Source organism: Allobosea minatitlanensis (genome assembly GCF_964020775.1).
In genome coordinates this window covers 303069-325400 of the sequence record NZ_OZ224509.1, presented here as the reverse complement: position 1 = coordinate 325400, position 22332 = coordinate 303069, and the positions used below count along the sequence as shown (strand labels likewise).

The 22332-nt window shown below is 68.7% G+C and carries 18 protein-coding genes; 9 read left to right on the top strand and 9 right to left on the bottom strand.

The window, feature by feature from the left end; translation table 11 throughout:
* Positions 1 to 76 precede the first annotated feature (76 nt).
* Genes ACWH43_RS01540 through ACWH43_RS01525 form a run of 4 tightly spaced genes read right to left on the bottom strand, consistent with a single transcriptional unit; the run spans position 77 to position 5222 of the window.
* Positions 77 to 2389 (bottom strand): molybdopterin-dependent oxidoreductase, encoded by a 2313-nt coding sequence (locus tag ACWH43_RS01540; RefSeq protein ID WP_158443997.1) that lies wholly within the window; start codon positions 2387 to 2389, stop codon positions 77 to 79.
* Complete coding sequence (locus tag ACWH43_RS01535; protein WP_158443998.1) at positions 2386 to 3627, bottom strand: CaiB/BaiF CoA transferase family protein; 1242 nt, start codon at positions 3625 to 3627, stop codon at positions 2386 to 2388. The genes ACWH43_RS01540 and ACWH43_RS01535 overlap by 4 nt, the downstream gene beginning before the upstream one ends.
* A gap of 33 nt (positions 3628 to 3660) precedes the next feature.
* Entirely contained in the window at positions 3661 to 4410 is a 750-nt protein-coding gene (locus tag ACWH43_RS01530) for a CoA transferase (protein WP_158443999.1), read from the bottom strand.
* Positions 4407 to 5222 (bottom strand): CoA transferase subunit A, encoded by an 816-nt coding sequence (locus ACWH43_RS01525; RefSeq protein ID WP_260348189.1) that lies wholly within the window; start codon positions 5220 to 5222, stop codon positions 4407 to 4409. Before ACWH43_RS01525 ends, ACWH43_RS01530 begins: the two co-directional genes overlap by 4 nt.
* Positions 5223 to 5479: 257 nt before the next feature.
* On the opposite strand from ACWH43_RS01525, the gene ACWH43_RS01520 reads away from it, so the two are divergent.
* The 8 genes from ACWH43_RS01520 (at position 5480) to ACWH43_RS01485 (ending at position 14023) form a co-directional block, all read left to right on the top strand.
* A complete protein-coding gene (locus ACWH43_RS01520) occupies positions 5480 to 6622 on the top strand; it encodes an ABC transporter ATP-binding protein (RefSeq protein ID WP_158444000.1) in 1143 nt (380 codons plus the stop codon).
* Entirely contained in the window at positions 6619 to 8400 is a 1782-nt protein-coding gene (locus tag ACWH43_RS01515; protein ID WP_158444001.1) for an ABC transporter permease subunit, read from the top strand. The genes ACWH43_RS01520 and ACWH43_RS01515 overlap by 4 nt, the downstream gene beginning before the upstream one ends.
* A 34-nt stretch (positions 8401 to 8434) precedes the next feature.
* Positions 8435 to 9526 (top strand): extracellular solute-binding protein, encoded by a 1092-nt coding sequence (locus ACWH43_RS01510; protein WP_158444002.1) that lies wholly within the window; start codon positions 8435 to 8437, stop codon positions 9524 to 9526.
* A gap of 95 nt (positions 9527 to 9621) precedes the next feature.
* Positions 9622 to 10377, top strand: a complete 756-nt coding sequence (locus ACWH43_RS01505; protein WP_158444003.1) for an IclR family transcriptional regulator — start codon at positions 9622 to 9624, stop codon at positions 10375 to 10377.
* Between the two features lie 62 nt (positions 10378 to 10439).
* The gene (locus tag ACWH43_RS01500) at positions 10440 to 11435 is read left to right on the top strand and encodes an MDR family oxidoreductase (RefSeq protein WP_158444004.1); all 996 of its coding nucleotides are present in this window, start codon (positions 10440 to 10442) and stop codon (positions 11433 to 11435) included.
* Between the two features lie 75 nt (positions 11436 to 11510).
* The gene (locus ACWH43_RS01495) at positions 11511 to 12197 is read left to right on the top strand and encodes a class II aldolase/adducin family protein (protein WP_158444005.1); all 687 of its coding nucleotides are present in this window, start codon (positions 11511 to 11513) and stop codon (positions 12195 to 12197) included.
* 75 nt (positions 12198 to 12272) lie between these two features.
* Positions 12273 to 13229 carry a carbohydrate kinase family protein gene (locus ACWH43_RS01490; protein WP_158444006.1) on the top strand — a complete coding sequence of 319 codons (957 nt, stop codon included), beginning with the start codon at positions 12273 to 12275 and terminating at the stop codon, positions 13227 to 13229.
* A gap of 47 nt (positions 13230 to 13276) precedes the next feature.
* The gene (locus ACWH43_RS01485; RefSeq protein WP_158444007.1) at positions 13277 to 14023 is read left to right on the top strand and encodes an SDR family NAD(P)-dependent oxidoreductase; all 747 of its coding nucleotides are present in this window, start codon (positions 13277 to 13279) and stop codon (positions 14021 to 14023) included.
* A gap of 30 nt (positions 14024 to 14053) precedes the next feature.
* Here the strand turns inward: ACWH43_RS01485 and ACWH43_RS01480 are convergent, their stop codons facing one another.
* From ACWH43_RS01480 to ACWH43_RS01465, 4 genes are all read right to left on the bottom strand, one after another.
* On the bottom strand, positions 14054 to 14887 hold the full coding sequence (locus ACWH43_RS01480) for an ABC transporter permease (protein WP_158444008.1): 834 nt from the start codon (positions 14885 to 14887) through the stop codon (positions 14054 to 14056).
* A gap of 31 nt (positions 14888 to 14918) precedes the next feature.
* Positions 14919 to 15899 (bottom strand): ABC transporter permease, encoded by a 981-nt coding sequence (locus ACWH43_RS01475; RefSeq protein WP_158444009.1) that lies wholly within the window; start codon positions 15897 to 15899, stop codon positions 14919 to 14921.
* A gap of 3 nt (positions 15900 to 15902) precedes the next feature.
* Positions 15903 to 17444, bottom strand: a complete 1542-nt coding sequence (locus ACWH43_RS01470) for an ABC transporter substrate-binding protein (protein WP_260348190.1) — start codon at positions 17442 to 17444, stop codon at positions 15903 to 15905.
* Between the two features lie 175 nt (positions 17445 to 17619).
* Positions 17620 to 19908 (bottom strand): molybdopterin-dependent oxidoreductase, encoded by a 2289-nt coding sequence (locus ACWH43_RS01465; protein ID WP_260348191.1) that lies wholly within the window; start codon positions 19906 to 19908, stop codon positions 17620 to 17622.
* A 116-nt stretch (positions 19909 to 20024) separates the two neighbouring features.
* On the opposite strand from ACWH43_RS01465, the gene ACWH43_RS01460 reads away from it, so the two are divergent.
* Positions 20025 to 21356, top strand: coding sequence for an NAD(P)/FAD-dependent oxidoreductase (locus ACWH43_RS01460; protein WP_158444011.1), 1332 nt, complete (start codon positions 20025 to 20027; stop codon positions 21354 to 21356).
* Positions 21357 to 21421: 65 nt separating this feature from the next.
* Here ACWH43_RS01460 and ACWH43_RS01455 read toward each other — a convergent pair whose 3' ends face one another.
* Positions 21422 to 22321 carry an MBL fold metallo-hydrolase gene (locus tag ACWH43_RS01455; protein WP_260348192.1) on the bottom strand — a complete coding sequence of 300 codons (900 nt, stop codon included), beginning with the start codon at positions 22319 to 22321 and terminating at the stop codon, positions 21422 to 21424.
* Between the last annotated feature and the right edge of the window lie 11 nt (positions 22322 to 22332).

The window sequence follows — 22332 nt, the reverse complement described above, 5'->3', positions numbered from 1 at the left end:
GTCTTCGATTCCTTCTTGCGCGAACTTTTCAGGTGCGGCGGGGAGCGCGGCTCTCCCTGCCCGGCGAGGGGGGAAGCTAGACGGCGACCAGCCGCTCCATCTGCTCGCGATACTGCTCGACCGCGTCTCCCGCCCGGCCTTCATAGGGCTCGACCCTGACCAGGCAGGTATGGGCCGAGCAGCCCTGGCCGAAGCGGGAGGTGCCGATGTCGACGGTGAGCACGTTCGGGTTGCCGGCGATGTCGAGGCCGCTATTGCCGGTCGGCGTGAACCAGGCGCCGGTCGGCAGCACGACGACCCTGCGCCGCACGTCGCCGGTCAGCCGGGCGGTGGCCAGACAGGCCCCGCGCTCGTTCCAGAGCCGGATCGTCTGGCCGTCCGCGATGCCCAGCGCGGCGGCGTCCTCGGGATGGAGGCGGGCCTGCTCGCGGCCGCCCCGCTTGGCGGCCATGCTGGCCGGGCTCGTCTCGAGCTGGCTGTGCAGCCGGCCCTCCGGCTGGTGCGAGATCAGGTGGAACTGCTCGGCCGCCCCGGCGGCGCCGAGCCATTCGATCGGCTCGATCCAGGCCGGGTGAGCCGGGCAGTCCTCATAGCCGAGCGCGTCGAGAGTCCGGCTGCCGAGGACGATGCGCCCGCTCTCGGTGCCCAGCGCATGCTCCTCGGGCCGCTCGCGGAACTTCGCGAGATAGGTATGCTCCGCCTCCGTCGGGCAGCGGGCATGGCCCTGGGCCCAGAAGGCGTCGAAATCCGGCATGGTGAAGCCAAGGCGGGCGGCGGCGTCCGCCCGCGTCGCCTCGTAGAGATGGCGCAGCCAGCCCATCTCGTCCCGTCCCTCGTCGAAGGCCCGGCCGACGCCAAGCTTTTCAGCGATGGCGCGAAAGATATCGAAATCGGAGCGGGAATCGCCGACCGGCCCGATCGCCTTGTGCATGGCGATGACGAAGTCCGAGCGCTTGTTGCCGGCGATGTCGTTGCGCTCGATCGAGGTGTTGGCCGGCAGCACGATATCGGCGCGCTGCGCGGTGGCCGTGAACATCGGGTCCTGGACGATGATCGTCTCCGGCCGCGTCCAGGCCTCGGCCAGACGGTTCAGGTCCTGGTGGTGATGATAGGGGTTGCCGCCGGCCCAGTAGACCAGCCGCGCATCCGGATAGGTCCGGGTTTCGCCCTCGTAGCTGTATTCGCCGCCGGGGTTGAGCAGCATGTCGCTGATCCGGGCGACAGGGATGAAGCTCTCCAGCGGCTTGCGCAACTGCGGCAGCGCCGGCGACTTCAACAGGTTGATCGGCGCCCCCACCCCGCCGAGCGAGGCATAGCCATAGCCGACGCCCCCGCCCGGGAGGCCGATCTGGCCCGTCATCGCCGCCAGCGCCAGGGCCGCCCAGAAGGGCTGCTCGCCATGATGGGCCCGCTGCAGGCTCCAGCTCACGGTCAGCATCGAGCGGGTTTCGACCAGGCGCAGCGCCAGATCGGCGATCCATGCGGCGTCGAGCCCGGTGATGCCGGCCGCCCAGGCCGCATCCTTGAGGATCCCGTCGCTGCTGCCGTCGAGATAGCCGATCAGCCGTTCCGCGCCGCTGGTGCAGCGTTCGAGGAAGGAGCGGTCGTGCCGCCCGTGCTTCAGGATTTCGCCGGCGAGCCCGAGCATCAGGGCGGTGTCGGTGTTCGGCCGGATCGGCCACCATTCGGCCCCGACCCAGTCCGGGATGTCGTCGCGCAGCGGCGAGACCAGGACGACCTTCACGCCCCGCGCGGCGATCCTGCGCAGATGCGTCTCGAGCGCGTGGCTCGCAATGCCGCCCGCTTCGTTCTGCGCGGTCCGCGGCGAGAGCGCGCCGAAGACGACCAGGGTTTCGGTATGCTCCGCGACGGTGTCGAGGGTGTTAGCCTGGCCGCCGCAGGCGCCGTCATCGCCCAGCGTGTGGCGCAGGATCACGGGGCCGGCCGCGATCGAATAGGTGTCGACATGGCCCGTATAGCCGCCGACGAGGTTAAGCATGCGCTTGAGCTGCGAGGGAGCGTGATGGAAGCGCCCGCAGCTCGTCCAGCCATAGGAGCCGGCGAAGATCGAGGCGTTGCCGAAACTCTGCGAGACCCGCCGGATCTCGCCGGCGACGAGCGAGGTCGCCTCGTCCCAGCTCACCGGCACGAAACGGTCGCTTCCCCGGCCGCGGCGGTCGCTCTTTTCGCGGCGCTCCAGCCAGCCCGAGCGGACCAGCGGCGTCAGGACGCGGCGCTCCGGGCTCGCCCAGTCGCGTACGGACTGGTTGATCGGCGACGGCGAAGGATCGTGCGCGAAGGGCTCGATCCCGACGATCCGGCCGTCCTCGACCAGGATCGTATAGGCGCCCCAGTGGCTGCAATGCGGGAAGCGCTGAACCCCGCTCATCCGCGCACCGCCGGCCTGCCGGCCGTCTCCGCGCCGATTTCGGGACCTTGCGCCTCGTCCGGCGGCGCGAAGCCCGGCAAGGCATCGGCGAAGAGCTCGCCCTGCACGCCGGCCTCCGCGAGGATCGCCGCAGTGTGCTCGCCGAAGCGCGGCGGCGCCATACGGTAGCTGGCCGGGGTCCGCGACAGCTTGATCGGGCTGCCGGTGCCCCGGTAGCTTCCGATATCGACCACCATTTCGCGGTGATGCGTATGCGGATCGGCCATCACCTGGTCGATGCTGCGCACGGCGCCGCAGGGCACGCCGGACTTGACCAGGCGCTCCGCCAGCGGGCCGCCGTCGAAACCGGCCATCGCGGCTTCGAGATCGACCTTCAGGGCATCGCGGTTGATGTTGCGGTCCTTGTTGGTCGCGTAGCGCGCATCCTCCGCCAGCTCCGGCCGGCCGACGACCTCGCAGAGCGTGGCGAACTGCCGGTTGTTGCCGACGGCGAGGAAGAGCGGCACGTCGCGCGTCGCGAAGACGTCATAGGGGGTGATGTTGGGATGGGCGTTGCCGGAACGCCCGGCGACCTTCCCCGAGAGATAGTAGTTCGGCAGATGCGGGTGCAGCAGCGAGACGCCGCAATCATAGAGCGTCGCCTCGACGAACTGGCCCTTGCCGCTTGAGGCCCGCTCCTGCAGCGCCATCAGGATGCCGATCACGGCGTTGAGCCCCGTCACCATGTCGACGACCGGCAGCCCGACCCGCAGCGGCGCGCCGCCGCGCTCGCCATTGACGCTCATGATGCCGGCGCTGGCCTGGATCGCGGCGTCGTAGCCGGGCAGGCCTCCGAGCGGCCCGTCCGCGCCGAAGCCCGAGACCCGGCAATGGACGAGCCGCGGGAAGCGGCGCTCCAGCTCCTCCCGGCCGAGACCCCAGCGCTCGAGCGTGCCGGTCTTGAAGTTCTCGATGAAGACGTCGGCGGTCTCCAGCAGGCGCAGCAGCAATTCCCTGCCGGCCGGCTGCGTCAGGTCGAGCGCCATGCCGCGCTTGTTGCGGTTGAGGCCGAGGAAATAGCTCGCCGCGCCGTCGAGGAAGGGCGGCCCCCAGCCGCGCGTCTCGTCGCCCGCCGGCGGCTCGATCTTGATGACGTCGGCGCCATGGTCGCCGAGGATCTGGCCGGCATAGGGCCCGCCGAGAACGCGGCTGGCGTCGATCACCTTGATGTCGGCGAGGGAGCCGGTGCGAGAAGTCATGTCCTGTCCTGCTGTCTCGGGCGGATCGTCGCGTCACGCATGGATCTCGCGCCGCATCTGGCTGGCGAATTCGGGATAGGTTTCGGCGAGCTCGTCCATGACCTGGCCGCGCAGAAGCTCGAGCGTCGCCCGGTCGGGCAGCGCGGTCTGGGGCGGCTGGCCGGCATGGTCGAAGCTGAAGCCCGTCGCATCGCGGACCTCCGCGAGCGCATGGCCGGGATGGAGGCTCTCCAGCGTGAAGCCGGGGCGGGCCTTGTCGAAGCGGAACAGGGCCTTGCCCGTCAGCAGCGCCACCGGCCCGCCGGTCCGGTGGATGCCGGGCTCGCTGACGCCGGGCGCGCTGGTGAAGTCGACCGTCTCGACGAGGACGCGCGGGCTGTGCTCCTCGCGGAAGAGGATGACGCGGGGCACGACGAAATAGAGATAGGCCGAGCCGAAGGAGCCCGGCCAGCGGGGCGCCGATGCCGGGTAGTCGCCGATGCCGACGAGGTTGATGTTGCCATGCCCGTCGATCTGGCCGCCGCCGAGGAAGAAGGCGTCGATCCGCCCCTGTCCGGCGCAGTCGAACAATTCGGCCGAGCCGTTCGTGAAGAAATTGTGCTCGACCGAGCCGAGGATCGAGATCCTGACCGGCGGCGCGCCGGCGCGCTGCTTCAGGGCGCGCAGCAGCATGGCGCCGGCGGCGGGGATCGGCGAGGAGGCGCCGACCGCGACATGCCGGACGCCGTCGAGCAGGCGCGCGATCGTCGTGATCAGGATCTCGCGGGGGTGGATGTCCGTCATCGTGCGGCTTCCTGCATCTCCCCGGCCGGCGCGGCGGCCATGTATCCGGCGAAGCCTTCCGGCGTGCGCGCGGCCTTGGCGTAGCGCTGGATCTCGGCCGTGTCGGTCGCGTACTCGCCCCACAGACCATAGGGCCAGGCGCCGCGGGGGGCCACCGCGATCCCGCTGACGTAAAGCGCCGGCAGGGTTCCGGCGGCGCTCATCTCGTTGCCGAGCAGGTTCTCCTCGACGATGCGCTCGACCGTGACCAGGGTCTGCGCCGCGGCATAGGCCATCGCGGCGAGCTCGCGCCGCCGCCCGATCCAGACATTGCCGTGCCGGTCCGCCGTCGGCGCATGGAAGATCGCGACGTCCGGCCGCGCGGCCGGGATCAGCACGATCGGGTCGCCGCCCTCGGCGAAGGGGTTGTCGATCACCCGCCAGTCCGGCCGGAAGCGGAGGATGTCGCTGCCGATGATGCCGCGCAGGGGCTGGAACGGATTGCCCTTCTGGGCGGCCATGAGCCCGGCATGGATCGCCGGGCAGGTCGCGTCCCTGACGACGATGCGCCCTTCCGCGATCGCCTGGTTGAAACGCGGGGCGCCGCCGGCCTCGCCGAGCGAGACGGCGCTGGTCTCGACCGACCGGACGAGCCCGGCGCCGACCAACTGGTCGACCTGGAGGCCGCCGGTGGGAACGCAGAAGAGATCGAGATCCCCCGCGCCATGCGCGATCAGGGCCCGGGTCATCGCCATCGAGACCCCGGCATAATCGACCGGCAGAGCCAGTTGCATCCCCGCCTCGACACGGCGCGCCATGCCCTGCAGGTCCATCGCGTCCCTCCGTCCCCCCGCGGAACCGCCCTCGGAATGCGGGTTCGATTGTGTTCTGAATTATAGAACAATATTCTGAAAAATAACGTAACGGCCTGCCCTTCGCCCTGTCAATACGGCGTTGGGCAAGGCCGTGCGGCGCCGCCCGCCGGCCGTCGGGGGCTGGTGACGAGACCGCTTGACAGCGACCCGATCAAGCTGATTATTGAAAGAAAACAGAATAGCGTTCTACATTTCAGAACATGGGAAGAAACGCGATGGTGACTGAACTGGCGTCTCTCGCCGAGCCGTCGGCGGATGCGAGGATGTCCGGGGCGGCGCGGACGCAGGGTGCGATCGGCGCCGGCATCACGCTGCGCGACGTGGTCAAGAACTACGGAGACTTCCGCGCGGCCGACCGCATCTCCCTCGACATCCGGCCGGGCGAGTTCATCACCCTGCTCGGCCCGTCGGGGAGCGGGAAGACGACCCTGCTCAACCTGATCGCCGGCTTCCAGAAGCTCGACGGCGGCGAGATGCTCGTCGACGGCGCGCCGATCGACCATGTGCCGACGCATAAGCGCGGCTTCGGCATGGTCTTCCAGAGCTATGCCCTCTTCCCGACCATGACGGTCGCGCAGAACGTGGCCTTCCCGCTGCGCATGGCCGGGATCGACCGCGCCACCGCGGAACGCCGCGTCGCCGAGACGCTCGAGATCATGCGCCTCTCGGAGCATGCGGCGAAGACGCCCGCGCAGATGTCGGGCGGGCAGCAGCAGCGCGTCGCCATCGCCCGCGCCATCGTCCGCCGCCCCCGGATCGTCCTCATGGACGAGCCGTTGAGCGCGCTCGACCGGCGGCTCAGGGAATCCATCCAGATCGAGATCCGCGAGCTGCACCGCGCCATCGGCAGCACCATCCTGTTCGTCACCCACGACCAGGGCGAGGCGCTGACGATGAGCGACCGCATCGCGGTGATGGATGCCGGGCGGATCGTGCAGATCGGCACGCCGGTCGACATCTACCGGCACCCCCGGAACCGCTTCGTCGCCTCCTTCGTCGGCGAGAGCAACCTGATCGAGGCCGAGATCGTCCAGCGCCGCGGCGCGACGATGGCGCTGCGCAACCGCGCCGGCTACGTCTTCGAGGCCGATGCCGGGCACGGCATCGAGGTCGGGCGCGCGACGGTGCTGGTGCGGCCGGAACGGATCGCCATCGCCGACGGTCCCGGGCCGCATGCGATGCCGGTCACGGTGACCTCGGCACTCTTCCTCGGCGAAATCCTGCGGATCGAGGCGCGGGCGGACAGCGGCGAGACGCTGCTGATCCGCTGCATGGACGCGGCCGGCCGGAGCCTGCCCGCCGCCGGGGAGCGCCTGCATGTGAGCTGGGGCGCGGCGGATTGCTGGGTGCTCGCGTGACCGCCGCCGCGACCGGCTTCGCCGGCCCAAGGCGCGGCAGCCTGCGCGGCAGGCTCGCCAGCCCGGTGCTGCTCCTGCTGCCGGCCGGCCTCTTCCTCGGCTTCATCTATCTGCTGCCGGTCATCGACCTGGTCCGCCTCAGCGTCAGCGGGCCGAGCTGGTCGAGCTTCTTCGAGCGGGTGTTCTCGGTACCGCTCTACTGGGATTCGCTCGTCAGGACGATGCAGATATCCCTCACCGTCGCGACCCTGTGCCTGCTGCTGGGCTATCCGACCGCGCTCCTCATCCGGCGCAGCTCCGGCATCACGCGGATCCTGGTCACGGCCGCGGTGATCCTTCCCTATTTCATCGCGATCCTGATCCGCACCTATGCCTGGATGGTGCTGCTCGGCCGCAACGGTCCGGTGAACAAGCTCCTGACCGGGCTCGGCCTCCTCAGCGAGCCCGCTCAGTTGCTGTTCAGCCGCGGCACGGTGCTGCTCGGCATGACGGCGGTGCTGCTGCCGATCATGGTGCTCAGCATCTATTCCAGCGTGTCGCGCCTCGATGCGGCGCTGCCCCGCGCCGCCCAGGCTTCCGGCGCAGGGCCGATCGCCACCTTCTGGCGCATCATGCTGCCGCTCACCCTGCCGGGGATGGGGGCGGGCTTCCTGCTCGTCTTCGTGGCCGCGCTCGGCTTCTTCATCACGCCGACCCTGCTCGGCGGACCGGGCGACCAGATGTTCGCGATGCACATCGTGCAGCAGGCCGACTTCATCAACAGCGAGGGCTTTCTCCAGGCGCTCGCGGTGGTGCTGCTCGTCATCACCCTGCTCTTCGTCGGCGTCGCCGGCCATTTCCTCGGCTTCGAGTTCATCTGGGGCGGCGGCAAGGCCGCCGGCCCCGCGGCGAAAGCTGCCGGCGCGGGCGCGGCCACGCCGCGGCGCAGCCTGCTGAGCGGTCTCGCCGACCGCATCGGCTGGCCCGTCCTGCGGCTGCTCGGCCGGCTCGGCCCCGCCTGGGGACGCTGGACGGTCCTCGTCCTCGCCGGCGCCGTGATCGCCACGCTGATCGTGCCCATCCTGGTGGTGATGGTGATCTCGTTCAGCAGCGCCTCCTACCTCACCTTCCCGCCGCCGGGATTCTCGCTGCGCTGGTACGAGAAGTTCTTCTCCGACCCGAACTGGATGGACGCCTTCCGGCATTCCGCGGTGATCGCCGCCGCCTCGGCCGTGATCTCGGTCCTGCTCGGAGCCTCCGCCGCGATGGGCATCGTCCGCAGCGAGATCCGCGGCAAGTCGGTGATCATGCTCCTGCTGGTGAGCCCGGTCATCGTGCCGCCGGTCGTGCTCGGCCTGTCGCTCTACGGCCTGTTCCTGCGCTTCGATCTGGTGGGCTCCGTCTGGGGCCTGGCCTCGGCGCATGCGATCGGCGGCATCCCGCTCGTCGTGATCATCGTCGCGGCCGCCCTGCAGGGCGTCGACCGGCGCCTCGAACAGGCGGCGGCGCTGCACGGCGCCTCTCCGCTCACCGTCTTCCGCACGGTGACCTTGCCGGCGATCGCGCCCGGTCTGGCGGCGGCGGGCTTCTTCGCCTTCCTGCACTCGTTCGACGAGCTGGTGCTGTCGCTGTTCCTGTCGAGCGCCCAGCTCAAGACGCTGCCGCTGATGCTCTGGGCCGACATCAACTACCAGCTCAACCCGGTCCTGGCGGTGGTCTCGTCGCTCGAGGTCCTGCTGGTCGTGATCGGGCTCGCGCTCGCGGGCCCGGTGCTCGCGCGGACGCGCGCCGGCGCCTGATCCGCATCCGATGAAAGAGGGAGGGAGGAAAGACATGGTGCAACGCATGACGATCTGGCGGGCGCTTCCCGCCTTGGCGGTCCTGGCCCTGCCGCTCTGCTTCGCGCAGGGCGCCGCGGCCCAGAGCAAGGAGGTGATCGTGCAGGATCCCGGCGGCGCCTATGGCGAAGCCCTGCGCAGGATCATGTACGGGCCGTTCGAGAAGGAGACCGGCATCAAGGTCGTGACCGTCCAGGAGGCGCGCAGCGGCCCGCGGCTGAAGGCCCAGGCCGAAGCCGGCAAGGCCTCCTGGGACCTCGCCTTCATCTTCGACCAGGAAACCAAGATCCTCGGCGACTGCTGCCTGGCGGAGATCGACTACAAGAAGCTCTCCGAATCCGCGCAGAAGACGCTTGCCGCGATGCCGGACAACCTCAAGCGGCCCAAGGGCGTGGCGCTCCAGGTCATCGGCGTCGGCCTCGCCTGGAACAAGGACAAGTACAAGGCCGGCGCCGAGCCGCAGAGCTGGGCCGATTTCTGGGACGTGAAGAAGTTCCCGGGGCGCCGCTGCATGCCGGCCTGGTCGCGCTTCACCTTCGAGGCGGCGTTGATGGCGGACGGCGTGCCGAAGGACAAGCTCTATCCGATCGACATGGAGCGGGCGCTGAAGAAGCTCGCCGAGATCAAGCCCCATGTGACCAAATGGTGGACCACCGCCGCCCAGCCGCCGCAACTGCTGCTCGACGGCGAGGCCGACATGTGCATGGCCTATACCGGCTCGATGAGCAAATTCGCGCTGGAGGGCGCGCCGGTCGCGATCTCCTGGAACCAGGGCTTCGTCTATTACGACTTCTTCTCGATCCCGAAGGGCGCGCCGAACTACGACAACGCGCTGAAGGTGCTGTCCTGGCGGCTCGACCCCAAGCGCGCGGCGGAGCTGACCTCGAACTTCCCGGTCGCGCTGCCCTCCTCCGTCGTCTTCGATGCCGCCGATCCGAAGATCAGCGGCTCCTGGGCCAACAACCCGAAGAATCTCGCCCAGGCGATCGAGTGGAGCCCGGACTATTGGGGCGCGATCTCGCCCGATGGCCGCTCGACCAACGAGGAGCACGGCCAGGAGAAGCTCAACGCGCTGCTGGCGCAGTAGCCGATCGCGCGGACGGCCGCCGGCGGGGCGGCCGTCTTCCCGCGCCGCACGGCCGGGAATAGAGGTAGCCAGGCTCAGGAGACCGGGTTTACACGATGGACAAGGCGTTCACGAAGGGGCTGCGGCTCCTCGAGGTGCTGGCGCGCAGCGACAAGCCTCGCGGGATCACCGATCTCGCGAAGGAGCTGGAACTCACCAAGAGCAATGTCCACCGCCTGCTCGCGACCCTGCAGGCCCAGGGCTTCGTCCGGCAGGTGCCGCCGAACAGCGCCTATGAGCTGACCCTGAAGATCTGGGAGCTCGGCAACCGCGTGGTTCGGCGCTTGGACCTCGTCGCGGTCGCCCGTCCGGCGATGGAGCGCCTGGCCCAGGCCACCGGCGAGACGGTCCATCTCTCGGTGCTCGACGACACCGACGTGGTCTATGTCGACAAGATCGAAAGCAAGCATCAGATCCGGGCCCATACCAGCGTCGGCATGCGGGCGCCGGCCTTCGCGATGGCGACCGGCAAGGCGATGCTGGCGCATGAGCCCGACGAGGCGCTCGAGCGCTTCCGGCCGCTCTTCAAACGCTACACCGACACGACGCGCGTGACGCTCGAGGAGCTTCTGGCCGACATCCGGCAGATCCGCCAGCAGGGTTACGCCACGGTCCTGCAGGGCGAGTGGCGCGACGGCATCGCGGCCTGCGCCTGCGCGATTCTCGGCCAGGCCGGGCATGTCGCCGGCGCGATCGGGATATCGGGCCCGGATTCCCGGCTGAAGCGCAAGGAGCTGAAGCAGTTTTCGGAAGCGGTCCGGGAGGCCGCCCGCACGATCAGCCTGGCGCTCGGACACCTGCCGCACCCCTGAACGCAACCCGGGCGCCCGGCGCGCCTTCCAGTCAAATCATCGCACAGCGACGAGGTCGAGCCATGAACGATAGCTTCCGCGCCATGATGATCGTCGATCGTGACGGCCGCCCGCATGCGGAGTTCCGCGATCTCACGACCGCCGATCTGCCCGATCACGACGTGCTCGTCGAAATCGCCTTCTCGACGCTGAACTACAAGGACGGCCTGGCGATCACCGGCAAGGGGCGGATCGCGCGCCGGCTGCCGATGGTCGCGGGGATCGATCTCGCCGGCACGGTGGTCGAAAGCCGCTCGCCCGACTGGGCGCCGGGCGACAAGGTGCTGGTCAATGGCTGGGGCCTGTCCGAGACGGAATGGGGCGGCTATGCCCGCTTCCAGAAGCTGAAGCCGCAATGGCTGACGCGATTGCCCGACGCCTTCACCTTCGAGGAGGCCATGGGGATCGGCACCGCCGGCTATACCGCGGCGCTCTGCGTCGACGCGCTCGAGGATTGGGGAGCGATCTCGCCCGGCGGCCGCGAGGTGCTGGTGACGGGCGCCGCCGGCGGCGTCGGCTCGACGGCGATCAGCCTGCTCGCCCGCAAGGGCTATGCCGTCACCGCGGCGACCGGCCGGCCCGAGGCGCACGCCTATCTGTCGGAGCTCGGCGCCACGGCCTTCGTCGATCGCGCCGCGCTCGCGGAGAAGGGCGGCGCGCTGCAGAAGGAGCGCTGGGGCGGCGCGGTCGATTCCGTCGGCTCCACCACCCTGGCCAACGTGCTGGCGCAGACGGCCTATGGCGGGGCCGTCGCGGCTTGCGGACTGGCGGGCGGCATGGACCTTCCGGCGACCGTCGCGCCGCATATCCTGCGGGGCGTGAGCCTGCTCGGCATCGACAGCGTGATGGCGCCGGCCGCCAGGCGCGAGCGCGCCTGGAAGACCCTGGCCGCGCATCTCGACAAGGCCCGGCTCGGCCGCATCGCCCGCGTCGAGCCGATGTCGGCCCTGCCGGCGCTGGCGGAGGAGATCGTCGCCGGCAAGGTCCGCGGCCGCGTGATCATCGACGTCAGCCGCTGAGCAGGGTCGGAGCACGGGCGAGGCGCGGCCCCGCCGCGCCGATGGAACGGCATTCTGACCAGGGAAGATGAGGCAATGAGCAGCCGGGACGATCGCGCATTGCGGCAATCCATCGTCATGGCCTGCCGCGAGATGACCGCGGCGGGCATCAACCAGGGCACGTCCGGCAATATCAGCATCCGCGTCGAGGGCGGCATCCTGCTGACCCCATCCGGCCTGGCCTATGACCAGATGACGCCCGAGGACATCGTCTTCATGGACTGGGACGGCGGCTGGACGGCGCGGGACGGCAACGTGCCCTCCACCGAGTGGCGCTTCCATCTCGACATCCTGAAGGCGAAGCCGGAGGCGGGTGCGGTCGTCCACGCCCATCCGACCTACTGCACGACCCTGGCCATCATGCAGCGCGGCATCCCCGCGATCCACTACATGATCGCCGCCGCCGGCGGAAACGACATCCCCTGCGCGCCCTATGCCCAGTACGGCACGGCCGAGCTGTCGCGGCTGGCGCTGGAGGCCCTGGCCGATCGCCGCGCCTGCCTGCTCGCCCATCACGGCCTGATCGCGACGGGGGCCAGCCTGCGCAAGGCGCTCTGGCTCGCGGTCGAGGTCGAGACCCTGGCGAAGCAGTATCACGGCTGCCTCCAGATCGGCACGCCGCCGCTGCTGCCGGACGCGGAGATCGACAGCATCCTGAAGCGCTGGGGCCAGTACGGCCTGCGCGAACGGAAACCGCAGGCCGCCCCGGCCGGCGGGGACTGACGCGACGCCGTCGCCGCAGCCTCCGCCATCGCCATCACCTCCCGCCTCCCGATTCGACCGCCCGAGAAACCAGCCATGTTGCCCACCCACGATGTCAGCGTCTGCGGCTCCTACATCCTCGATATCCTTGGCGTGCCGGTCAGCGACATCCCGCCCGGCGGCACCCGCTCCCTGATCGACGAAATCCGCCTCACCGTTGCCGGCACGGCCGGCGGAACCGTCGTGCCCTGCGCGCGGCTCGGCCTGAAGGCGCTCGCGGTCGGCGCGGTCGGCACCGACGAGAAGGCCGATTGGGTGCTCGACGCGCTGCGCCGCGAGGGCATCGACATTTCGATGATGGAGCGCATGGCAGGCAGCCCGACCTCGGCCACGATCCTGCCGATCCGCCCGGACGGGTCGCGACCCGCCCTCCACGCCCGCGGCGCCTCCGCCCGCTGGCGCATCTCGGAGGCCGCGCAGGCCCGTGCCTGCGAGGGGAGGATCGTCCATCTCGGCGGCGTCGGCTCGCTGCTGGCGATGGATGGCGAGCCTTCCCGGGCGCTGCTCGCCGACGCGCGCAAGGCCGGCCGCACCACGACGCTCGACCTGATCTCCGCCCGCCCCGAAACCCTGGCGCTGCTGGAGCCGCTCCTGCCCGAGGTCGATTTCTTCATGCCGAGCATCGACGAGACCGCCGCCATGGTCGGGACGGATGATCCGGCCGCCTGCGCCCGCTTCTTCCTGGTGCGCGGCGCCGGAGCCTGCGCGATCTCGCTCGGGGGCGAAGGGTCCTTCGTGATGACGCGGGATGGCCGGCACTTCACGATGCCGGCCTTCGAGGTGCCGGTGCGCGACACCACCGGCTGCGGGGACGCCTATTCCGGCGGCTTCATCGCCGGCCTTGTCCGCGGCTGGGAGCTCACCGCATGCGCCCGGCTCGCGACGGCGACGGCGGCGCTCGTCGCCACCGGACTGGGCTCCGGAGCGAACCTCGTCTCCTTCGACGACACCGTGCAGGCGATGAACAGCCTGCCGGTCCGCAAGGCCGCCTGAGCGCCGCGGCCGTCGCCATCCCTTTCCCATCTGAAGCGAGAACCGACATGACCAGACACGCCATCGTGACGGGGGCCAGCCGCGGCATCGGCCGAGCCATCGCCCTCGGACTAGCCGAGCGCGGTTACGATCTCGCGCTCACCGACATCTCCCCGCAGCAGGCCACCCTCGAGGCGGTCGCCGGCGAGGTCGCGGAACGCGGCCGGCGCTGCGTCACCATCCTGGCCGATGTCAGCGACCCCGAGGATTGCCGCCGCTCGGCCGCCGAGGCGGTGCGCGGGCTCGGCCATGTCGACGCTCTCGTCAACAATGCCGGCATCCTGAAGCTCGCCTCGATCGAGGAGCTGACGCCCGCGCTCTGGGACGCCACGCTCGCCGTCAACGCGCGCGGCGTGTTCCAGATGACGCAGGCGCTGATCCCGCATATGCGCGAGCGGCGCTACGGCCGCATCGTCAACATCGCTTCGCTCGCCGCGCGCACCGGCGGTCCGGGCCAGTCCCACTACGCCGCGTCGAAATCGGCGGTGGTCGGCTTCACGCGCGTCTCGTCGATGGAGCTCGGCCAGTACGGCATCACCGTGAATGCGGTCTGCCCCGGCATCATCCAGACCGAGATGGGAATGAACAACCTGCGCGATCCCGAGCGCGTCGCCTATTTCGAGAAGGTCACGGACCTGCACCGGCTCGGCAATCCGGAAGACGTGGTCGGTCCGGTCGCCTTCTTCGCCTCGGACGATTCGGCGTTCGTGACCGGCCAGGCGCTGAACGTGGACGGCGGCATTTTCTACAGCTAGCCCTCGGCACGGCTCGCCGCGCCGGGCGGGCTAGCGTTCCCGCCGCCTTGGATTGAGCGCATCGTTCAAGGCGTCGCCGATCAGGTTGAGCGCCAGTACCGTCGCGACGACCGCCGCCGCCGGCACCAGCGTCATGTACCACGCCGTGCGCAAGGACGGCCGCGCGGCGCCGATCATGGTCCCCCAGCTCATGGCGTTGGGATCCCCCAGGCCGAGGAAGGAGAGGCTCGCCTCGATGATGATGGCGGTCGCCACCAGCACCGAGGAGGCGACGATGATGGGCGCCACGCAATTCGGGAGGATCTGGCGAAAAATGATCCGCGCATCGGACATGCCCATCGTCCGGCACGCCAGGACGAAATCCAGGCTGCGCAGGCGCAGGAACTCGGCGCGGACGAGCCGGGCGACGGTCGGCCAGGACACCAGCGCGATCGAGCAGATGATCGTCAGCAGCGACGGCGTCAGCACCCCGACGATCACCACGGCGAAGAGAAAGGAGGGGATGGTCTGCATCGCGTCCGTGAAGCGCATCAGAGCATCGTCGATCCAGCCGCCATGGTAGCCGGCGAGAGCGCCGGCGGTAACGCCGACGAGCAGGGCGACAGCCGTGGCGGCAAGCCCGATCGCGAGGGACACCCGCGCCCCGTAGAGGAGGCCTGCCAAAAGGTCGCGCCCCATCGCATCCGTGCCCAGGAGATAGGCCCGCTCCTCTCCCGGCCACAGCGTCGGCGTGCCGTCCATCGGCCACGGGCCTTCGGGATACGCCGTGCCGGCGCTGGCGGCCATGATCAGGATCCCCGCCAGGAGGACAAGACCGACGAGGCCGCTCGGATGCTTCAGCAGCGCCTTGAATGTCCGCCTCATATCCGTTCCCCATCCGCTTTCGGCGATTGTTTCAAGCGAGCTCTACGCGCGGGTCGACCAGGCGGTAGATCAGATCGACCAGAAGGTTCACGCAGACGACGCCCAGCGACGACATGAAGAGAACGCCGAGCAGCATGTTGGTGTCGCGCTCCATCACCGCGTCGAAGGCGGTGCGGCCTATGCCGGGCAGGCCGAAGACGGTCTCGATCAGGACCGCGCCGCCCAGAAGCGAGCTCACCTGCAGGCCGGCCATGGTCACGATCGGCATGAGCGCATTCCGCAGGGCGTGGCGCCAGAGCAGGCTGCGTTCCGGCACGCCCTTGGCTCGGGCGGTCCTGATGAAATCCTGCGACAGGACCTCCAGCATGGCGGCGCGGCTCAGGCGCCCGTAGATGGCGGTGTAGAAGGTCGACAGGGCGATGACGGGAAGGATGAAGTGACGCCCGATGTCGAGGAGCTTCGCGAACCCTTCCAGATCCAGCCCCGGCGTGGAAATGCCCGCGGAAGGTAGCCAGGGCAGATAGACCGAGAAGCCGAGAATAAGCAGCAGGGCGATGATGAAGGACGGCGTCGCATAGAACAGCAAGACCACCAGCGACAGCCCGAAATCGGCGACGGTCCCGGCCCGGCGGGCGGCAAGAACGCCGACGGCGGTGCCGATCGCCACGGACAGGAAAAGCGACAGGAAGACCAGGGCCAGCGTCGTCGGCAGGCGCTCGAGCAGCACATTGACGACGGGTGCGCCCTGCCGGGGAGAAAACCCGAGGTCGAAATGCAGCAGGTTGCCGGCATAGCGCAGGAACTGCATCAGGAGCGGCTGATCGAGGCCGTAGCGCTGGCGCAGGGCGAGCGCCTGCTCCGGCGAGAGGTCGGTCGTCCCGCCGAGGACGTCGACCAGGTCGCCGGGCGCGAGCCGAATCAGCAGGAAGTTGCCGAGCACGACCACGAACATGACGAGCACCGCCTGCGACAGGCGGCGCAGGAAGTAGGACAGGCCGGGGCTGCCCGACATCGCTCAGGCCGCCAGCCAGGCTTTGGACTGGCTGTCGAACGGGCCGACGCCGCCCACCGTATGGTCGCGCAGCGTCTTGCGGGTGACCGTCACGCGATCGTTGAAGACCAGCGGCAGCGACGGCAGGTCGGCCATCGCGATCTGCTGGAACCTGACGAAGAGATCGCGGCGCTTGGACGGGTCGAGCTCGGTCTGGGCCGCTTCCAGAAGCGCGTCCACCGCGGGATTGGCGTAGTGCGAGCCGTTTGAAAACGCCACGCCCTTGATGAAGTTCTTCGACCAGTAGAAGCGCTGTACGCCGATCGTCGGATCGGCCGTCGTGCTCGCCGAGACGATGTTGATGTCGAAATCGCGATCCGTGTAGACGCGCTTGACGAAGGCGCCGAAATCCTGCGTGCGCACCGTCATCGCGATGCCGATCCTGCGGCATTGCTCGCGAATGTATTCCGCGGCGCGCAGCGGCTCGTCGCCATAAGGGAGCGGATCGATGGTGATGGTGAAGCGGACGCCGCCGGCGCCGCGCTTGAAACCCGCCTCGTCGAGCAGCGCTTCGGCCTTCTTGATGTCGTACGGATAGGCGGGCACGCCCTCGGTCGTATAGAAATCGGTCTGCTTGACGTGGATCGGCCCGGTCGCCGCCTTGCCGAAATTGCTCCAGACATTGCGCAGGATCCAGTTGCGGTCGATCGCGTGGGCGAGCGCCTGGCGCACCTTGAGATTCGCCAGATGCGGGTTGTCCAGGTTGAAGTCCATGAGCTGCATGCCGCAGGAATGCTCGTAACCGCGGCTTTCCAGCTCGATATCGGGCAGCTTGCCCAGCCGTGTGATGTCGGGAGCGTTCAGAAGCCCGTTCGGGACGATCTGTGCCTGGCTGGATTCCAGCATGGCGGCGCGCGTCGCCGCGTCGGGAACGAAACGGAACACGAACCGGTCGACATAGGGCAGCTCCTTGTCCCAGTAGTCCTCGTTGCGCGCCAGCACGAGATTGTCGCCGCGCTCGAAGGAGACGAACTTGTAGGGCCCGGTCCCGACCGGTTTCAGATTGAACGGGTTCTGCAGAATGTCGGTGCCGTCGTAGAGGTGAGCCGGCAGGATCTGCGATTCCGCCGAGAACAGCGCCTTCATGATGGCCGGCGCCGGGCGTTTCAGCACGAAGACCGCCGTGTTGTCGTCGGGTGTCTGCACCTCCGTGACATCGGCGAACGTGGAACGCCCCCGCCCATGCAGGACCTTCCACACCTTGAGCAGCGAAAACGCGACATCCTTGCTGGTGAACGGCGTGCCATCGTGCCAGCGCACGCCCTTGCGGAGATTGAACGTCATGCGCAGGCCATCGGCGCTGATGTCCCAGCTCTCGGCGAGCAAGGGCTGGGGCCGCATGTCGAAATCATAGCCGCAAAGCCCGTCGAAGATCTTGGCGCTGACCAGCATTTCGGTGCCTGCCGTGGTCGCCGCGGCGGTCAGCGTCTGGGGCGCGGGCCAGAGCACCGCAGTCAGGATTCCGCCGCGCCGCGGCGCGGCGCCAAGGGCGGCGGGAAGGCTCATGTCGAGAGACATTGCCGCACCTGCCAGAAGCAGATGACGGCGGTTCAGGCCAAAGCTGCTCATCCTCGTTCCCCTTTTATGACATAACATTTTTGCAGATTTAGCTGGCAAGATATGATTTATGTCAAGGCCAATTCATCCTCTTCCCCTCCCCGCTGCGGAGCACGCTGAGCCTCTACGCGGCCCCCAGCGGCGGAGGCGCGAAGATCGACAGCGCCGGGAGAGGACCGTCGAAGCGCTCGACCTCGACCAGGCAGGATTGCGCCGCGCATCCCTGTCCGAGCTGCGAGGTCCCCTTGTCGAGCGTCAGCACGTTGGCGTTGCTCGAGGCGTCGAGATACCCGTCCTGCGGATCGAAGCCCGCCCCCGTCGGCAGGCGCGCCACGCCCGGCAGCAGGCCGTCGTCGAGTTCGGCGCAAGCGAGGCAGGCTCCGCGGGCATTGTAGATGCGCACCATGTCGCCATCACCGATTCCCCTCGCGCGCGCATCGGCCGGGTGCAGGGTCACGACCTCCCGGTCATGCCGCTTGCCGGCGCGGCTGTGACGGCTGGCTTCCATCTGGCTGTGCAGGCGCCGCGGCGGCTGCGGCGTCAGGAGGTGCAAGGGGTAGCGTCTCGCCAGATCCGCCCCGAGCCATTCCTCGGGGTCGCGCCAGACCGGGTGGCCGGGCTGTTCCGGATCCTCCATCGCGGCCACAGACGGGCTGAAGACCTCGATCCGGCCGGAGGCGGTGTCGAGCCGCGCACCATCGGGATCCTCGCGGAAGCGTTGATACATGGTATAGGCGGCCGGCGGCTCCGGGACGCGGAAGTATCCATCTTCCCAGAAGCGGTCGAAATCGGGCGCCTCGATGCTGCGGCGTCCCAGCGCCGCGCGGCATCTGTCCCACATCACATGCAGCCAGCCGGTTTCGTCGCGCCCCTCGGTGAACGCTTCACGCGACTGCAGGCGTTCCGCCAAATCGGCGAAGATGTCGTAGTCGTTCCGGGATTGGCCGACGGGCGCGATGCCTTGGTGCATGGCGAGGACGAAGGCGTCGCGTGACGAGCCGCCGATGTCGTTGCGCTCGACGGGGGTCGTCGCCGGAAGGACGATGTCGGCGTGGCGGGCCGTCGATGTCCAGAACGGCTCCTGAACGATGACCGTTTCAGGCTTCCGGAAGGCGCGCCGCAACCGGTTCAGATCCTGGTGATGGTGGAAGGGATTTCCGCCGGCCCAATAGACCAGCCTGATGTCGGGATAGGTCAGGCTGCTGCCGTTGAACCGGATCGTCTCGCCGGGCGATAGCAGCAGATCCGCGACGCGCGCCACCGGAATGGCGATCCCGACCGGATTGCGCCCGGTCGAGAGGCCCGAGATCGGCGTCTCGTATCGGGGATTTCCCAATGCGTTGATCGAGCCGTAGCCGAAGGCGAAACCGCATCCCGGCTGACCGATTTGCCCCAGCGCGGCGGCGAGCGCGGCGATCGCCCAATAGATCTGCTCGCCATGCCGGGCCCGCTGCAGGCTCCACGCTGCCGTCAGCATGACCTTCTTGCCCGCCAGGCTGCGCGCGAGCGCGACGATGGCCTGTGCCGGCACCCCGGTGATCCCTTCCGCCCACGCCGCGTCCTTGACGACGCCGTCGCTCTTGCCGTTGAGATAGGCGACATAGGCGGGAAAGCCGACGGTCAGCCGATCGATCGCCGCTGTATCTTCCAGGCCTTCGGCGAACAGGATCTGGGTCAGCGCCATGACCAGGGCGGCGTCGGTATTGGGGCGGATCGCGACCCATTCCGCCGGATAGCCCTCGGGAAAATCGCGCCTGAACGGCGAGATATTGACGACCCTGACGCGGGACTCGGCGAGTTGCCGCAGATGCTCGGGATAGAGATGCCGGCCGAAGCCGCCGGAAATGACTTCCCAGTTCTTTTCGGGAATGCCTCCGAAGGCGAGCATGACGTCCGCATTCGTGCAGATCTCGTCCCACCCGGTCAGCAAGGCCCCGATGGCTTCGGCGTTGCCGAGCACCCGCGGCAGGAAGGCCATGGCCGCGCCGTAGCTGTAATTGGTGACCTGGCCGGTGAACCCGCCGATCGCATTGAGGAAGCGATGCGTCAATGTGCGCGCGTGATGCAGCCGGCCGGCGCTCGACCACCCGTATGAGCCGCCGAAGATCGCCTGGTTGCCGTGATGGCTGCTGACTCGCCCGAGCTCTCCGGCAACCAGGTCGAGCGCCTTGTCCCAATCGACCGCGACATAGTCATCCTCGCCGCGCTTCGCGCCGCGGTCCCCGTTCAGCCAGCCGCGGCGCACGAAAGGGGCGGCGATCCGCAGGGGCGAGGTGACCATTTCGGCCCATGCCTCGATCAGCGGCGTCGGATGGGGATCGTGCTCGAAGGGCTGGACCCCGACGAGTCGGCCATCCTCCACCTGCATCCGAAAGGCGCCCCAATGCGAAGCCGAACGAAGGATGCGTGCCACGGCGCCTCTCCCTGATGCGTTCTTTTATGAAATCACATTTATGGCTTAAATGCGAATAGAAAATTCTTGATGTTTATATCTTATGCGCTAGCGTGGCCCCCCGGTAGGAGATCGCGATGGTCCAGAATCTGCAGCCGGTCCTCTCGGATACCGAACAGCCCGCCGCTGTCGACGTCGTCGTCATCGGGGGCGGGATCATGGGGGTCTGCACCGCCTGGAACCTCGTCCGGGCCGGCGTGTCCGTGCTGCTTTGCGAGAAGGGCGTGATCGGCGGCGAACAATCCAGCCGCAACTGGGGCTGGGTCCGGAAAATGGGTCGCGACCACCGCGAGATGCCGCTGATGCTGCGCGCCATGGAGATCTGGGCCGGATTGAACGACGCGATCGACGGCGAGACCGGCTTCCGCGTCACCGGCATCACCTATTTTGCCGGAGGCGCGTCGGATATCGAGAAGTACCGAGGCTGGCTGGCGCGCATCTCCGAATTCGATCTCGACACGCGCGTGCTGTCCTCGGAGGAGGCCGCGCACCATGCCCCCGGGGCGACCCGGCGCTTCTATGGCGCGCTCCACACCCCGAGCGACGGCATGGCCGAACCGACGCTGGCGACATCGGCGATCGCGAGCGCGGCGCGGCGCGCCGGCTGCGTCATCCTTCAGCACTGCGCCGTCCGGACCGTCGAGATGCAGGGCGGACGGGTCGCGGGCGTGGTGACCGAGCGCGGCCGCGTCGCCTGCAGGCGGGTCGTGCTGGCGGCGGGAGGCTGGTCGAGCCTCTTCCTCGGGAATCTCGGCCTGCGCTTCCCCCAGCTCAAGATCCTGTCGCAGGTCATGCGCAGCGCGCCGATCGAAGCCGGCCTGGCGGGATGCGGCTCGGGCCCCGGCTTCGGCTTCCGCAAGCGGCTGGACGGCGGCTACAACATGTCGATGCGGACCGGCTATCCGGTCGATGTGGTGCCGGACAGCTTCCGCTTCTTCAAGGACTTCCGGCCCTCCCTGTTTTCCGAGCACAGCTCTCTCAAGCTGCGCCTCGGAAAGCGCTCCCTCGAGGAATTCGTCATGCGCCGCCGCTGGCGCGGCGACCAGGTGACCCCGTTCGAGAAGTATCGCGTCTATGACCCTGCACCGGGACGCCATGTCCTGGAAGGAGCCCGCAAGAGCTTCGACGCGATCTTTCCGGCGTTCCGGGACGCCCGGATCGTCGAAAGCTGGGGCGGGCTGCTCGATGCCACGCCGGACGCGATCCCCGTCATCTCGGGCATCGATAGCCATCCCGGCCTTTTCGTCTCGGCGGGATACTCAGGCCATGGATTCGGGCTAGGCCCGGCCGCCGGCCAGTTGATGGCCGAACTCGTGCAGGGAGCGAAGCCTTGTGTCGATCCCTCTCCATTCCGCTTCGGCCGCTTCAGTGACGGCACGAAGATCCAGTACTGGCCGATCGGCTTCTGAAGGGCGCGCGGAGCCGCTCCCGTGATCGCCCGCTCGACCCATCGTCGTGGAACGTCCGCCGGATGCTACCAGCGCGCAGTCGGAAAGGCGTCGAGCGGAATTTTCAGATAGCGGCATCCATTGGCCTCGGGCTCTGGAAGGCGCCCGCCACGCAGATTGACCTGGAGCGCCTGCAGCATGAGCTGGGGGATCGGCAGCGCGCGGTCGCGCGCCTCGCGCAAGGCGATGAACGCCTCCCGCCCCTTGCCGGCGATGTGCGGGTTGAGCCGCTTTTGCTCCGCGACGGTGCTTTGCCACAGAGCCTCGCGTCCGCCCGGGCGATAATCGTGCCCGGTGAACAGGCGGGTCTCGTCCGGCAGCGACAGGATCGTCTGGATCGAATCCCAGAGCTTCGCCGCGCTGCCGCCGGGGAAATCGGCGCGGGCCGTGCCGCTGTCGGGCATGAACAGCGTATCGTGGATGAAGGCGGCATCGGCGAGGCAATACGTCACCGAAGCGAGGGTATGCCCTGGAGAATGGATGACGCGCGCCTCGAGCCTCCCGATCGTGAAACGCTCGCCATCCGCGAAAAGCCGATCCCAGCCGTCGGTCTGCCCCGCCAGATCCGGCAGGTTGTAGATGTCGCTCCAGAGTTCCTGCACCTCGGTGACGCGCGCGCCGATCGCGGTCGGCGCCCCGGTGCGCTGCCGCAGATAGGCCGCGGCCGAGAAGTGATCGGCGTGGGGGTGGGTGTCGAGAATCCAGTCGATGGTGTAGCCGCGCGCGGCGATGTGAGCGAGGATCGCGTCCGCGCTGGTCGTCGCGACGCTCCCGGATTTCGGATCGAAATCGAGGACCGGATCGATGACGGCGCAGCGCCCGGTCCGCGGATCGGCTGCGACATATTGAAGGCTGCCGGTGCGGCTCTCGAAGAAGGCGGCGACGTCGACCGCAGGCGCTGCCTTCGCTCCCCGGCTCTCGCGCATCCTGTCCTCCC

Excerpts from the sequence above, each read along its gene's own strand:
- ACWH43_RS01540 (WP_158443997.1), bottom strand. The coding sequence starts at position 2,389 with ATGAGCGGGGTTCAGCGCTTCCCGCATTGCAGCCACTGGGGCGCCTAT.
- ACWH43_RS01535 (WP_158443998.1), bottom strand. The coding sequence starts at position 3,627 with ATGACTTCTCGCACCGGCTCCCTCGCCGACATCAAGGTGATCGACGCC.
- ACWH43_RS01530 (WP_158443999.1), bottom strand. The coding sequence starts at position 4,410 with ATGACGGACATCCACCCCCGCGAGATCCTGATCACGACGATCGCGCGC.
- ACWH43_RS01525 (WP_260348189.1), bottom strand. The coding sequence starts at position 5,222 with ATGGACCTGCAGGGCATGGCGCGCCGTGTCGAGGCGGGGATGCAACTG.
- ACWH43_RS01520 (WP_158444000.1), top strand. The coding sequence starts at position 5,480 with ATGGTGACTGAACTGGCGTCTCTCGCCGAGCCGTCGGCGGATGCGAGG.
- ACWH43_RS01510 (WP_158444002.1), top strand. The coding sequence starts at position 8,435 with ATGGTGCAACGCATGACGATCTGGCGGGCGCTTCCCGCCTTGGCGGTC.
- ACWH43_RS01505 (WP_158444003.1), top strand. The coding sequence starts at position 9,622 with ATGGACAAGGCGTTCACGAAGGGGCTGCGGCTCCTCGAGGTGCTGGCG.
- ACWH43_RS01500 (WP_158444004.1), top strand. The coding sequence starts at position 10,440 with ATGAACGATAGCTTCCGCGCCATGATGATCGTCGATCGTGACGGCCGC.
- ACWH43_RS01495 (WP_158444005.1), top strand. The coding sequence starts at position 11,511 with ATGAGCAGCCGGGACGATCGCGCATTGCGGCAATCCATCGTCATGGCC.
- ACWH43_RS01490 (WP_158444006.1), top strand. The coding sequence starts at position 12,273 with ATGTTGCCCACCCACGATGTCAGCGTCTGCGGCTCCTACATCCTCGAT.
- ACWH43_RS01485 (WP_158444007.1), top strand. The coding sequence starts at position 13,277 with ATGACCAGACACGCCATCGTGACGGGGGCCAGCCGCGGCATCGGCCGA.
- ACWH43_RS01480 (WP_158444008.1), bottom strand. The coding sequence starts at position 14,887 with ATGAGGCGGACATTCAAGGCGCTGCTGAAGCATCCGAGCGGCCTCGTC.
- ACWH43_RS01475 (WP_158444009.1), bottom strand. The coding sequence starts at position 15,899 with ATGTCGGGCAGCCCCGGCCTGTCCTACTTCCTGCGCCGCCTGTCGCAG.
- ACWH43_RS01470 (WP_260348190.1), bottom strand. The coding sequence starts at position 17,444 with ATGAGCCTTCCCGCCGCCCTTGGCGCCGCGCCGCGGCGCGGCGGAATC.
- ACWH43_RS01460 (WP_158444011.1), top strand. The coding sequence starts at position 20,025 with ATGGTCCAGAATCTGCAGCCGGTCCTCTCGGATACCGAACAGCCCGCC.
- ACWH43_RS01455 (WP_260348192.1), bottom strand. The coding sequence starts at position 22,321 with ATGCGCGAGAGCCGGGGAGCGAAGGCAGCGCCTGCGGTCGACGTCGCC.